The organism is Roseibium sp. Sym1 (assembly GCF_027359675.1).
In the GTDB taxonomy this organism is placed as follows: domain Bacteria; phylum Pseudomonadota; class Alphaproteobacteria; order Rhizobiales; family Stappiaceae; genus Roseibium.
The window spans coordinates 6,152,136-6,165,506 of record NZ_CP114786.1; the positions used below are offsets into that span (position 1 = coordinate 6,152,136).

Annotated in this window: 9 protein-coding genes and 1 tRNA gene; 4 read left to right on the forward strand and 6 right to left on the reverse strand. The window is 61.8% G+C overall.

The features are described from left to right. Position 1: 1 nt before the first annotated feature. From O6760_RS28280 to O6760_RS28295, 4 genes are read right to left on the reverse strand one after another with little or no spacing between them, the layout of a single operon-like run. Positions 2-1,060, reverse strand: coding sequence for a TauD/TfdA family dioxygenase (locus tag O6760_RS28280; protein WP_269582992.1), 1,059 nt, complete (start codon positions 1,058-1,060; stop codon positions 2-4). Next, positions 1,057-4,275 (reverse strand): amino acid adenylation domain-containing protein, encoded by a 3,219-nt coding sequence (locus O6760_RS28285; RefSeq protein ID WP_269582993.1) that lies wholly within the window; start codon positions 4,273-4,275, stop codon positions 1,057-1,059. Before O6760_RS28285 ends, O6760_RS28280 begins: the two co-directional genes overlap by 4 nt. Then, positions 4,272-6,038 (reverse strand): non-ribosomal peptide synthetase, encoded by a 1,767-nt coding sequence (locus tag O6760_RS28290; RefSeq protein WP_269582994.1) that lies wholly within the window; start codon positions 6,036-6,038, stop codon positions 4,272-4,274. The genes O6760_RS28285 and O6760_RS28290 overlap by 4 nt, the downstream gene beginning before the upstream one ends. A gap of 2 nt (positions 6,039-6,040) precedes the next feature. After that, positions 6,041-7,459: a radical SAM protein gene (locus O6760_RS28295; protein WP_269582995.1), complete on the reverse strand. Its 1,419-nt coding sequence runs from the start codon at positions 7,457-7,459 to the stop codon at positions 6,041-6,043. Positions 7,460-8,111: 652 nt separating this feature from the next. Between O6760_RS28295 and O6760_RS28300 the strand changes: the two genes are divergently transcribed. Continuing rightward, on the forward strand, positions 8,112-10,316 hold the full coding sequence (locus O6760_RS28300; RefSeq protein ID WP_269582996.1) for a penicillin acylase family protein: 2,205 nt from the start codon (positions 8,112-8,114) through the stop codon (positions 10,314-10,316). A gap of 204 nt (positions 10,317-10,520) precedes the next feature. Continuing rightward, positions 10,521-10,694: a hypothetical protein gene (locus O6760_RS28305; protein ID WP_269582997.1), complete on the forward strand. Its 174-nt coding sequence runs from the start codon at positions 10,521-10,523 to the stop codon at positions 10,692-10,694. Between the two features lie 94 nt (positions 10,695-10,788). On the opposite strand, the gene O6760_RS28310 is transcribed toward O6760_RS28305, so the two are convergent. Next, positions 10,789-10,878 (reverse strand) — tRNA-Ser (locus O6760_RS28310). A gap of 403 nt (positions 10,879-11,281) precedes the next feature. Here O6760_RS28310 and O6760_RS28315 point away from each other — a divergent pair. After that, positions 11,282-11,926 (forward strand): DUF930 domain-containing protein, encoded by a 645-nt coding sequence (locus O6760_RS28315; protein ID WP_269582998.1) that lies wholly within the window; start codon positions 11,282-11,284, stop codon positions 11,924-11,926. Positions 11,927-12,066: 140 nt separating this feature from the next. On the opposite strand, the gene O6760_RS28320 is transcribed toward O6760_RS28315, so the two are convergent. After that, positions 12,067-12,306 carry a hypothetical protein gene (locus O6760_RS28320; protein ID WP_442969943.1) on the reverse strand — a complete coding sequence of 80 codons (240 nt, stop codon included), beginning with the start codon at positions 12,304-12,306 and terminating at the stop codon, positions 12,067-12,069. Positions 12,307-12,882: 576 nt separating this feature from the next. Here O6760_RS28320 and O6760_RS28325 point away from each other — a divergent pair. After that, a complete protein-coding gene (locus O6760_RS28325; protein ID WP_269583000.1) occupies positions 12,883-13,305 on the forward strand; it encodes a DUF2147 domain-containing protein in 423 nt (140 codons plus the stop codon). The last annotated feature ends 66 nt before the right edge of the window (positions 13,306-13,371 follow it).

Below are 13,371 nucleotides of genomic sequence, written 5' to 3' on the forward strand. Positions count from 1 at the left end.
CTCAGCCTCCTCCACGGTCCGAGCCGGTATCCGGGCGCGCGGCGGCACACGTTTCATCTGACAGGGGCCCCGCCATCGCGACAGCAATTTTGCGATCCCCCCGGAAAGGATCGCGCCCATGGGCGACGCGCATATTGTCCAGGATCAAAAGGTCGTTGCGTTGCCAGGAAAACCGCACGCTTTCTTCGGCAAAGGCCTCATGCAGGGTTTGGGCCTCGTCATCCGGAATGGGGTTTCCATCCGCGAAGGTCACGGTGGAGGGCAGTTGCTCCGGCGGCAGGCCGCGAAAGGCATCGGGCAAGGCGGTCGGATGGAAGAACGCGGCGTGGTTGAACCAGACCGGCACGTTCAAATCCGGATGACGCCGCATGGCCGGTACAGTGCGCACGGTCTCCAGCGCACCATCATCCCGCCACTGAAACTGCAGACCGCGCTGACGGCACAGCGCCTCGACCTCTGCGGGGCTGCCCGTTTGAAAGGCCTCCTGCCAGCCCATACCAATGGGGCCACCGTAAATCCTCCGATAGCGCAATCCCTTGCGCGCAAATGACGACAGAAGCGGATCCCCGACCCGGTCGGCCAGACGCATCAGATCCACAAGCGGTGTTGCGCCGCCATCCTCGGCCTCGGTCGTGCAGAAAAACCCGATCCAGCGTGGCCAGGACGCGGCGTAAGAGTTTTCGCAATGCGGGAAAATGGATTGATCGGGCGGATATTCGGTGGATGTATAGCTGCGTTTGCCAAGCGCGGTTCGGGGAGAAGAGCGCTCGGTGTATTCCAAAAGCGGCCCGGCGAAGGCGGAAAAGATGGCTTCAAATCCGGCATGTCCGCCAATGTCAAAGCCCCGGAACAGAACGGCCCCCGATGTGTTGAGATCCTTGCGGACCTCGTCCTGGTGATCTCCGATCCATGCCTCCAGATCCACATGGGACGTGGCGGGCACACGCACCAGTGGGAAACCGTGCGGCGTCACTTCGGGGCCAGGCTGGACCAGGGCATCCGGTCGGGGTGCGAATGCTCTGGGTCGCTCGGCGAAGGAAAACGGAGAGTTCCTGGTCATGTCTCTGTCAACGCTTCCGAGGGAACGCGCCGCAGCGCGCTCAGAGTTTCGTGTGATTGACCGGCGGCCGCCCAGGCTTTGGATGACATCTGTTGAAATGCATCCAGCCTGATCTCCGGGGTGCGCAGAACCGTCCGCAACGTTGTTTCGAACGCTTTCAGCAGATCGCGGATGGTGCTGGCAAGGAAGACATCGGTGTCATACTCCGCCACCAGTTCCAGGCCGTCTGCCGTTTCTTGATAACGCAGTGTCAGATCCAGATGGGCCGTGCCCCGGTGCAATTCGACGGGCGTGGCCGTGATGCCGGAAAGCGCGATCTCGGGCCGGGGCCCGGTCTGGCCGACCAGTTTCACGGAAAAGAGCGGTGCCACCGGGTCGGCCGAGCCGCGCACCGTCTGGACCATCATGTCAAACGGCAGGCCCTGATGATCAAAGGCTGAAATTGTTGTGCTGCGCACGCGCGCGAGCAATTCGGAGACACGCGGATTGCCCGACAAGTCGCAACGCAGCGGCACCTGTTCGACAAAAAAGCCGACGACATCCTCCATGCTTGGGTCGGCGCGGCCCGCCAGATCGGTGCCGATCAGGATATCGTTGCTGCCGCTTCGCTGTTGCAGCACAATCGCAAACAACGCAAGCATGACCATGAACACCGTGGCATCAGATTGGCTGGCAAATTCTGCAAGATTTTGCATCTGATCGCGCCCAATGGACAGGCGCTCCAGTTCACCCTGAAACCGGCGCATGGCTTGCCGGGACTTGTCGGGCTTGAGCAACGGTCGGGACGACATCCCGTTCAGCGCCTCGGTCCAATAGTCTCGCAATCGCATGACGTCATTGCCGGCCAGCAATTTGGCCTCTGCCTGCACATGATCCGGGAAATGCCCACACGGGTCTGGAAGCCCGGGGGGCTTGCCCTCCACCAGCGCGGTGTAGAGGTTCGACAGGTCAGCGGCCATGATCGCGCAGCTCCACATGTCGCTGCAAATGTGATGAACAGCCATGACCGCGACGTGCTCTTCCGGGGCGATCTGAAAGATCGAGAGGCGCGCCAAAGGGCCATTGTTCAAATCGAACGGCGCGGCGATGTCTGAGGCCGCCGCCTCCATCGCCTTGCTCATACGGTGATGGCCGGGAACGGATTGCAGATCGGTCCAGCGAAACTCAGGCGACAAGCTTGTGTTGATGATCGCGTTCGGCGCCCCGGCGTTGCTTTCGATGCTCAGGCGGAGTTGGGGGTGCCGTTGATGCAGGGCAAGAAAGGCTTGCTCAAGCGCCATCTTGTCCAGCGGGCCCTCCAGGTGAAAGGCGCAATGCACATTGTAGACGCCCTTGTCGGCGGCGAGCTGGTTGAGAAACCACAGCCGCCTTTGCCCGGATGTCAGCCCGTCGCCCTGCCCCGCCGGGTCCGTGCGGATCACCTCCAGATCGCGGGGGATCAGCATTTGCGCCATCTCGGACAGTCTGGAAAACTGAAACACATCCGCCAGAGACATGCGCACATCCAGTTCGGTCTCAATGCGCGCTTGCAGCTGCATGGCCAGGAGTGAGTGGCCTCCCATGTCAAAGAAATCGGCCTCGGGTGAGGCTGGAGACCTGCCCAAGAGGGCATGCCAAATGACGGCAAGACGCGCCTCGTCAGGGGTAAGCGCCCGCATCGCGGGAGCGTCCTCTGGCGCGCGGTGGGTCGCGAGTTTTTTGCGATCGATCTTGCCCGTGTGTGTCAGTGGAAACGCTTCGTGAAAAACAATCCTGGACGGCACCATCGCGGCCGGCAAAACACGGGAGAGGTTGCTTCGAATAGCCGAGGCGGTGGTTGATGCGCTGTCCCTTGTCAGAATATGCGCCACAAGATGCTGGCGATCCTCAGCGTCGCCATCTGCCAGCACGACAGCATCCGCCACATGGGGCAAGCCGCCAAGCGCGGCCTCGACCTCGCTCGGCTCAATCCGGACACCGCTGATCTTGAGCTGAGCGTCCTGTCGTCCGACAAAGTCCAGACACCCGTCATCCAGCACCCTGCCGATATCGCCCGTCCGGTAAGCCACTTTGCCATCTTGATCGGGATGGAAACGATCAGCCGTGGCTTTGGCATCCCCGAGATACCCAAGGCTTTGCCGGTCGGAGACCAGCCATATCTCTCCCAGCTCACCAATGGCGCAGGGGCGGCCGACCGGGTTCAGCACCCGAATCTCGAAACCGCGCCGTGCATGCCCGACCGGAACGCGCGAACGCTTGGCATCTTCCCGGGTCAAAATCTTCCAGACGCTGAACACCGTGCATTCGGTGGCCCCGTACAGGTTCGCAATGGGCGCGCGCTCCCCGAAAAGGGATTGCCAGCGCCGCAGCATATCGGGCGTCACCACCTCCCCGGCCAGAAGGACAAGCCGCAAGCGATCGAGCCGCACGGCAACAGACGGGTCAGTCTCAATGGCTTCCAGCATCGTGCGGAAGAGGGTCGGCACCGCGGCCAGGACCGTGATCCTGGCGTCAATGGCCCAGCTGACACGCGACGCCCCTTCAAGGGCGTCCGGTGGCGGGATAACCACGCAGGCCCCTGAAACCAGCGGTGTGAGGATGTCTTTCAAACTGGCGTCAGACCCGATCGCTCCGAAATGGCTGAAGCGGTCTGCCTGAGAGACCGAAAGCGCCTCCGCCTGCCATGTCACGAAATCGGCGAGGCTTTCCGCACTGCCCACTATGGCCTTTGGCATGCCCGTGGAGCCCGATGTGAAGAAGACGTAAGCGGGCGTTCCCGAAAGACCCGGTACATCCGGCGCATGGCGAAACCCGCCCTGTCCTCCGCGCGTTTCGCGATCCATGATCTGTCCATCGGCACGGACAACCAGAATATCGACCGCCGCGTCCCCAAGGATCGCCCGGGCGCGGTCAGCAAGTTCGGGCGTCGTGATCAGGACCGCGGGCGACACCATTGTCACCAACTGGCTCAATCGCCCATCGGGATCCATCGGGTCACAGGGCACATAGACTGCTCCCGCGCGCAAGCAGGCGACAAGTGCCACGGGAAGTGCCGGGGTCTTGCCCGTGAAGGCGCAAACAGCCTGGGACCGGTGCGGTGTGAGCTCGGCGGCCAAACGTTCGGCTCGCAGGTCCAGTTCGCCGCGGGACAGACACCCGCCCGGCCCGTCCACGGCAATCGCGTCAGGTTGCGCGGCGGCTTGGCGCCGAAACTCTATGTCCAGCTGACGGCTCACGTCTCCAACGCCCCAATTTCGGCGAGGCGTTCGGCAAGCTGCTCCGCCGATGGATGAAAGAATATGTCCTTCAGAGTCAGCCCCGGGCCGATATCGTGTCTCAGTGAGGACAGGAGCTTGATCGCCGATATGGAGTCGCCCCCCATATCAAAGAAATTATCGTCCGGTTTGATCACCGGCACCGACAGCACGTCGGCAATGCGAAGAGAGAGCTCATCTTTCAGCAGTATGGGCTCTTTCACGCAACTTTCGGGTTCCGGACCCGCGAGGGCAAGGCGTTCCAATGCGGCAAGGTCGACTTTGCCGTTTGACGAATGCAACATCTTGGCCAGCGGAATGATCCGCGACGGCACCGCCTCCTTGGGCAGCATCTGGCGGCCGAACGCGCGCACCTCCTCTACGGACACCGCCGCGGATGTGCTTTCATAGAAGAGGACCAAGCGGTCGTGTAACCCTTCCTTCACGCAGATGGTCGCCACTTCCGTAACGGCTGGATGCTGCCGGAATTGCTCTTCGACGGCCCCTAGCGACACGCGCACGCCGCGAAGCTTCACCTGCCGGTCCTTGCGCCCCAACAGGAGCAGATCACCACTCTCGGTAAAGCGGCCGTAATCGCCAGTGGCGTAGGTCCTGAGATCGCCATCGGGCGAGCGTTCAACACCAAAGCCCCCCTGATCCTCGCCGATATAGCCCGCTGCCAGATCCGGCCCCGAAAGGACAACCTCTCCCGCGCCCTCCTCGTCGGTGTCGCGCAGGGTGATCGCCGTGCCCGGAATGGGCCGCCCCACGGGAACGCTTCCGTCAGACCCGTCCTCCTGCTGGATCGGGTAGCAAAACTTGAGCACCGTGGATTCGGTGGGGCCATAGAGGTTGTAGAGTTGATGCCCCGTCCCGACGACATCGCGCCACGCCCGCACATCGGCCCAATAGAGTGGCTCGCCCGAGATCAGGGCGTGCTGCACGGTCTCAAAGCGGTCCCGCATCGCTCGGTTCGAGCTCAGAAGAAGTGCAATGCCGCGCAAATGCGTGGGCAGCGTGCACCAGTCTGTCACCCCGTGATCGCTGATCCACTCCGACAAGACCTCGGCATTGCCGCGCATATCGGGGGGCAAGCGTGTCACCTGCGCGCCAACCGAAAGCGGCACAAGGTATTCCTTCAGGGAAAAGTCAAAGGGCAGCGGCGCAACCTGGCTGAAACATCGATCAGAGGTCACATCGAACCGGTCGCAATGCCAATCGACATAGGCCGCAAGCGCCGTGTGCCGGCCAACCACGCCTTTGGGCTGGCCTTGCGAACCGGATGTGAAGAATATGTAGGCGCGGCCATCTCCTTCCGGAATCGCCAAGGATGCACCGGGCTCCGACATCGACAACTCTTCGAGTGTCATGGTTTCCGGGAGTTCCCCATCGTCGGGCAGGGCGTCCATCAATGAGGGCAGTATGTCTTCACAGCCAAGGATGCCTCGGCACCCGGTCGCCTTCAGAACATGCGCGATCCTTGCGGGGGAAACGGAGGCTGACAGCGGCACGAACACGCAGTCCGCCATCCAAAGGCCCAAAACGGCGGCCAAGTCCTTGCAGCTTCCGCTGTCCACGACACCGACGTGGTCACCGGGCGACAGCCCCCTGGCGCGCAGCCCATTGGCAATCCTCCGGGACAGGTCCGCCAAGTCGCCGTAACTCAACACACCGTCGAAAGCAGACACCGCAATCCGGTCCGGCACTTGCTCACAGACTTTGATGATGCGGGCGGCAATCCTCATGATCACCCTCCCGCCATGGAGTGCTTGACCCCGGCAAAGGGGCCTGCACGGCAGAAGGTTGCGATCTCGCGCTCCAGCCGTTTGGTCACCAGATCAGGCAGGTCCCGTTTCGAAGACAGCTGATGGGCGAGCATTCGGTTGCACCGGTCCAGGTATTCCCGCACCCAATCGACATCCATGCCCTTGCCCGCGAGATAGGGCAGGATCCAGAAATCCATGTCATACATCGGCATCCAGGTGCTGCCCTCAACGGAAGCAAAGATACGGTCCGTGGCAGTGCAAGCCGCCTCCCAGTCCATCGTCCGGTGGCTCCAGCGATACCCGGACCCCTTGAGGCCGAACTCCGCGGCCCTGCCGTGGATGGGAGAGCGCCTATTGTAGAACCAGGGCTCCGCCCGCACGAAGGTTGGGCGGTTGGCGTTGATGAACTCGATTGTCTCTTCCACGGTCTCATCGGTTTCCCCCGGGAAGCCGACGATGAAGGAGGCAAAGACCGCAATGCCATTGGCGCGCAGGTTCTGAATGCCCGCCGCGTAGTTTTCCGGCGCGGCCTTCTTGTCCATCGTGAGCAGCACGTCGCGTGACGCGGATTCAATGCCAAGGAACACCGCAACGCAGCCGCTTTCGGCCATCAATCTGAAGGTTTCTTCGCTGCGGACGTTGGAACAGCGAAAATAGGCGTACCAGCTGAAACCGAACCCTCGCCGTATCATCATGCGAAGAATGTCTTCGAAGCGACGGATCGGCACATTGAACGTGTCATCCACGAAAACCAGTTGGCGCACACCGCATCGATGCAAGGCCTCGAATTCAGCCTCAACATCCTCCAGCTTGGCCAGGGTCAAAGGGCCTGCCCGGATCGGATAGTCGCAAAACGAGCAGGAGAACGCGCAACTGCGGGCGGTCCGCAACTGGGCTGTCGCATCCGACAGCGACGACGCGAACCGCGCCCAATCGATCGGCGACATGTCCTCCATGATCCGGGAGCGCCCGGTTTCCACATACCCGTTTGCGGTTTTGACAAGGCAATTGGGCACGGCACGGGGATCGCTGCCATCGCGGTATGCAGCCACCAGCCTGGCAAGGGTTGCCTCGCCGCTTCGCGACACAACATAGGCATCCGCGCCCATGTCTTCTGCCACCATCAAAAAGCTTTCGGGATCAAGATCCTGATGGAGGTTGTAAATCAGCGGACCGCCGAGGACGACATAGGCGTCGGGGTTGATTTGGCGGACCCGGTCAACGGCCTCGGACGCCGGCAAAGGCGTCATGTAGAGGGTCGTCGTCAACGCGACGCACCGGGCCTCGGATACACAGGCCTCCAGCCTGTCCAGCTGGCTGGCATGGGTCCCCACCGGAACCGCTTTCAGGCCTTGCTTCGTCAGGTGATCCGCAATGCAGATAGGGCCGAGCTGCGGCATCTCGGTCCAATGATGGTCTTCGCCTCTCAAGTGGTTCAGAACATCGAGAAAACTGCGCTTTCGCCCTCTGAATTCGAGGCAATTCAGACGCAGCGTGCGGAACTCCCCTGAGTTTTCACCTCGTGCCCCGACAGCGCGCTCGTGCTCAGAGAAGCCAGCATCGAAATGACCAACGACGCAACAATCAATGCTGATGCCAACTTGCTTCATCCACCTCTATCTCTTGTAACAATCAACTAAAGGAAGACATCTCCATAGTTCCTCAACTGGGAATAAAAATCAAACTTTCTGCGCGCCCGGCCCCAGAATTGCAACTCAAAAGCGAAGCCGCTTTTTGCCCGGGCTTTTGGCGCCCTCAACGGGCGGAGGTCTGCGAGAGCGCATTGATGCGGGATCGACAGGTTAGGTGGTCTGATTCGCCTTCGCTTGCGGTCCAACCGGGCGTCAGCGGTCCATGGGTCAGCCGGATCGAGTGCCGGCCGCTCCCTGTTCATGGCAATCGGCAAGTGTTCGCACACGTCGCGCCTGTGCAGGGCCCGATCCACTTCAAATTGCAAAGCGAGCATATCCATACCTGCTGGCCAATTCCGGGAAATTGAATCACACTTGCCGAGGAGGTGCCCGCAACCCATGCCACGGACGACAATGTAAGATGCAATCCCAGAAGGTGTCACAATCGGCCGGGCCAGCGGCAGAAAAAGGCCGCATAGACAGGGATGCCCTGGGTGTGGCGCGCATCCGGGCCGCGAGCCGCAAAGACGCGATGTATCTGACAGGCTATGCGATGGCGGCCGACAGGATCTTCCAGATGGACCTCTCGCGCCGAAGGGCCGCGGGGCGGCTGGCGGAGATATGCGGGCCAGATGTGCTCGCTTCGGACCGCCGGGCGCGCACCCTGGGGTACCATCGCACCGCAACAATGGCCGCCGAGCAATTGCCGAGGGACCACCAGAACCTGCTCCAGGCCTTTGCGGATGGCGTGAATGCCTATTTGAACGGCGGGCAGTTGGACAGCCGGTTTCCCTTCAAAGATCTGGCCTATGCGCCCGAGGCCTGGACGCCCGTCGATACGCTGTCGCTTCAGGTGTTGTTTTGCGATTTTCTGACCAATGAAATCGAAAGCAAACGATGCAGGACAATCCTGAAATCGGAACTCCCCGAAGATCTCTACGACGCTCTGACCAGTGAGTTCGACGTCTTCACATCGCCTTTGATTGGCGCCGAGGGCCCGCCTGTCACCTTTCCGGACGATCCCTGGCAGCATTTGGGCACCCGGCCGGATGAGCGTCCCGGGCCGGGTACGATCATCCCGGGATTTCCCCTGACCGTGCCGGGGTCAAACGCATGGACGGCAACCGATCCGTCCAACAGCGTGGCTCCCCTGCTGGCGAACGATCTGCATCTTGGCTTGACCCTGCCAAGCCCGCTTCTGCCGATCGCATGGCAATATGGCACGGTATCGGCAGCCGGATTTGCGATCCCGGGGCTGCCCTATTTTCTCTGTGGGGCCACGTCGAAAATCGCCTGGGGTCTGACGAATTTCTGCGCGGACACATTAGATTTGATTGCCATATCGCCGTCCGAGGATGGCAGGACTTGCCAGACGGCATCCGGACCGCACCCCCTGCGCGAGGTGACCGAGACCATCCATGTCCGGGGGGCCGATCCGGTGAAGCACACCCGCACGGAAAGCGTCTGGGGCACCGTTCTGGACGAACCGCTTGCCGGCAAAGCTGTCGCCTGCCGCTGGACCGCGCTTGATCCCGCACATGTCGATGCCGGATGGCTTGATGTCGAAACGGCGCAAAGTGCCGAGCAGGCCCTCGATATTTGCCGGAAGGCTGGGGGGCCTCCGGTGAATTTCCATGTCGGGGATATCGACGGTCATGCGGGCTGGGGTGTCACGGGTCGGATTCCCGTCCGCGAGGGTGAGGACCATTTGACGTGTCTGGATGGGGCGTGCCAGCCTCCAGGGCCCGCCAAGACCCTGCCGGCTGAGATGCTCCCGCGTGCTTTCGACCCGCCGACCGGCCATCTGGTCTCTGCCAATCACCGGATGGTGGCGCGCAGCAAAGACCTTCAGCTGGGCCAGAATTTCGGCAGCGGTTTCCGGTTTCACCGCATCAGCCGCGTGCTGGACCGCGAGGAAGGCCACGAACTGCCGGTATCGCTTGCATTACAGCATGATACCGATCCCGGTTTTTTCGACTTTTATGCACAATTGGCCGCGGATGCCCTGGAGGCCGCGCCGACATGCGAAGGCCCGAAGGACGACATCTTGAGCGCCCTCAGCCGGATGCTCTCAAGAGACAGGATAGAACCCGGGCTCAGCATCGCTGCGGGGATGCGCGATACGCTATTGAACGAATTGCTCTCAACCCTCATCGGGCCGGGCGTGCTGCGTCATCCCGACATGGTCTGGTCCTGGCGCAATGTCGAAGCCCCGCTTCGGGCCCTGCTTGCGGACCGGGCCAGGATCACGTTCCCGTTCACGGCGGCCTTTGAGGGGTGGGAGGCCTACATTGCAGATGTCACCCTCGAAGCGTCCCGCCATGCACCGATGCGCCATGTCTCCGACGTAAGATCCGAGTTCGCCGGTCTTGTCTCCGGCTGGAGTGCATCGGACCTGTCATTGCCAGGGGAAGAGCATCTTGGAACCCGGTATTCGGTATGCGTGGGGGCGGGGCGCGCCGGTGCCGTGGCGCGCCTGCTGACGCGTCCCGGCGGGCCGCTGCACTTTCAGCTGCCGGGCGGTGTTTCGGAGGACCCGAACCATCCCCATTACGGATCGACGCACGAATTGTGGCGCACAGGAACGCCAACGGAGTTGCCCTTGACCACGGCGGCTGATGCGTGACCTGAATGCCGCCGGAGCAAATCGCACAGGATGCGAGGGCCGGAGCCTCGCCGCCAAGCGGATCCTCTCCCACTGGAATGGCCACCGTTAAGCTGGACAAACGCGGGACCACATGGCGGACAGGCCCCCAAAGAGGGGATGGCTCTGACTGAACGATGGTTCTTGCATCAGGCTTTGCCCAGAGCTTCGCAACCGTGTCCGGTCATGGGATTTGCGCGTCGACGAACCGAAGACGGAAAGGGGCCCCGCGGGCCCAAGACCATCGACAAGGATAGCAAGGAAAGCGTGGCGCTCCGTGTCGGCAGAAAGCTGAACGCAGGCAACGTCGTCAATGCAGTGAGCGACCTGTTCATCTCGCGCGGCATTCCTTCGTTCTGAAGAGCCCTGCGTTTTCCAGAGACCGCCGGCTCTCATTTTCAGAAGAGAAGAGATCCGAAAAAATCTAGATAAATCAGCATGATATAAGAGGAAGTGGCGGAGAGGAAGGGATTCGAACCCTCGAGACGGTTGCCCGCCTACTCCCTTAGCAGGGGAGCGCCTTCGACCACTCGGCCACCTCTCCGGTAACGCCCGTGTACGAACAAAAGCCTTCGAGTTCAAGGCGTTTTTTTCGCGCCTCGCGCCTTTTCCCCATCGTGCGGGCGCGCAGGCCGGTCCCGCGTGGCCAGGCTCCGGAGCCCGACACCGTCCCGGGCGTCGCCTGGCCGCCGGACGGGCCCGCGCACGATCAGGGAACAGGAGGACGCCGCCTGAAACCTGATGCGGTATCGGCCCGTCAACCGCCTCCCCCCGCGAACGTCCCCCAATTCCTGTCAACTCTCCGCAATTCGGCCCCAGTTCTTTGCTGCGATGGTGCTTCTCCGCAGACCTCCAACAATCGGAGCACCACCATATCCGCGCCTTGCCACGCCGCGCCCCTTTCGCCTGCATTTCTGCCCCGGATCTTCGCGGACCGGGTCGCGTGGATGTGCGCGTTCTGGCTGCATCTGGTGGTGTTCGTGATCCTGACCGATGCGGCCACCTGGCGGCTGCCCGAAGCACGGCCACCGGTTCCGGTCGAGGTGGATCTCCTGCCGGAGACGGGATCACCGGTCCTGCCAGACGTGGCACCGGTTTCCGAGGAGCCGGCAACGGACACGGACATGACGGCCCTCAGGGAGGCGCCGGTGCCGGAGCCGGTCCCGAGCGGCTCAAAAGCCGGCCCGGTCGACGAAGCCGCGCCCACATGGGTCACGGCGACAACCCTGCTTGCGGCCGATGTCCTCAGGGACCCGCGCTCGCGCCAGGCGCGCGAGGCGCTCGCCACCCTGGCGGGGGCGGATGGCCGGGAACAGATCTGCGCGCTGGAAGCCATGGAACAGCTGCGCAGGGACAGGCCGGGCTTCCGGCCGACACGGCTTGCGCCGCACGCCTTCAGGAACGCAACATTCAGGGAGCGAATGGTCCATGTCACCGCGGGCGCGGTGCGCAGCAACCGGATCTGGTATGAAATCGCCTATCGGTGCCGCCTGGAAACGGACAAGGACACGATTGTCGGCTTCGAGTACGCGCTGGGAGCACCGGTGGACCGGGCGCTCTGGGACGAACACGGACTGGCTCCGATCCATTGAAGAGACCGGGCACGCGGCGCGCTTGACCGCTTGTCGAATAGGGTGTTCGCGGGAGATGGACGCGGCAGGCAGAGTGTCGCCGCCGCGTCAGTTGTGTCTTTCCGGTTCAGGTGCCGTCAGGCCGGCAGCCTTGGCGGACCTCAATGCATCGACAGCCATTCGCGGGCCGAGCGCTGGGCTTCGGCAATTTCCGAGGCGGTCATCTCGCCGGAGATTTCCTTGCGATAGCGGGCAGCATCGCTATTGCCCTTCAGCGCGGCAATGTTGAACCACTTGTGGGCCGTAACGAGATCGGTCGCGCCGTGACGGCCGCAGGCACTGTCCAGTCCCATCTGGAACATGATGTCCGCAGTGACCGGCTTTTCACCAAACGAGGCCATGTCGGCCGAATGCATTTCAAAACGAGCCATGTTGCTCCCCTTTCCTCTTCTGTCAGACTTCCCTGGCGCGTCCCGCTTGATAACAAGCTGTCGGGAAGCGCCTTCCCCGTGAAGCGATCGTGTTGCCGGATCTGTTCTGGATCCTTGAGACAACCCGATCTAAGAAACGCAAGCTTTCGTGAAGCTTTTCCCGTCGTTTCATGAAGTCTACTTGAGCAGCGGTGATTAAAGGGCCGGTTAAAAATCACGTTTAACGCAATCCGAACAAAGATTTAAGCAAATCTGAAATTTACACGCCGGTAAGCATAAGGTTTCGATTCTCTCTTTTAAATCAGTCCCATTCGTCGAAAAATTGACGGGGCGCCTCAAGACTTTGTTCACCATGGACTCGTTTGCCCAACATTTGGGGCCTTTTTGTTGAAGGTCCGGTTCGGCCGGGCCGCGGACCGGCAAGCCCACTGCTGTCCAGCAGAAGATTTCTGCCGGCATGACGTAAGGAGACGGCTTTTCAGAGGTCTTCTCAGTCGATACATTCCGTTTCCGTAAACGGAAGGCATTCAGTTTTGGGAGGAACATATGCTGAAATCAGTCCTGACCGCCGCCATTCTGGCGGCCGGTCTCACAGCCGCCACGCCGTCACTGTCGCAGGCCGCCGACGCCAAGGGCGACTGGGTTCGCCCCAACGGCGCCTCCAAGATCCGCATCAGCTCCTGCGGCGGCTCCCTGTGCGGCAAGCTGATCTGGCTGCGTGAACCGCGCAGCGATACCCAGAATCCCGACGCTTCCAAGCGCGAGCGGCCTCTGGTCGGGGTACAGATCGTCCAGTCCATGAAACCTACAGCCAGGGACAACCAGTGGAAGGGCAAGGTCTACAATGCGGAAGACGGCAAGACCTATACCGGCTTCATCGAACTGACCTCTTCCAACAAGTTGAAACTGGAGGGCTGTGTCATGGGCGGGTTGATCTGCAAGGGCGAAACCTGGACCAGGGCAAACTGAACCACGCGTGTCGAAAAAATGTGAGAACACCGCCGGGTCCCGTCGATTTGGCCTTGGCCCCGTCGC

Coding starts and splice junctions, on each gene's coding strand:
- O6760_RS28300 (WP_269582996.1), top strand. CDS start 8,112: ATGCAATCCCAGAAGGTGTCACAATCGGCCGGGCCAGCGGCAGAAAAA.
- O6760_RS28320 (WP_442969943.1), bottom strand. CDS start 12,306: ATGGCCTCGTTTGGTGAAAAGCCGGTCACTGCGGACATCATGTTCCAG.
- O6760_RS28290 (WP_269582994.1), bottom strand. CDS start 6,038: ATGAGGATTGCCGCCCGCATCATCAAAGTCTGTGAGCAAGTGCCGGAC.
- O6760_RS28280 (WP_269582992.1), bottom strand. CDS start 1,060: ATGACCAGGAACTCTCCGTTTTCCTTCGCCGAGCGACCCAGAGCATTC.
- O6760_RS28325 (WP_269583000.1), top strand. CDS start 12,883: ATGCTGAAATCAGTCCTGACCGCCGCCATTCTGGCGGCCGGTCTCACA.
- O6760_RS28295 (WP_269582995.1), bottom strand. CDS start 7,459: ATGCCGCAGCTCGGCCCTATCTGCATTGCGGATCACCTGACGAAGCAA.
- O6760_RS28315 (WP_269582998.1), top strand. CDS start 11,282: ATGTGCGCGTTCTGGCTGCATCTGGTGGTGTTCGTGATCCTGACCGAT.
- O6760_RS28305 (WP_269582997.1), top strand. CDS start 10,521: ATGGGATTTGCGCGTCGACGAACCGAAGACGGAAAGGGGCCCCGCGGG.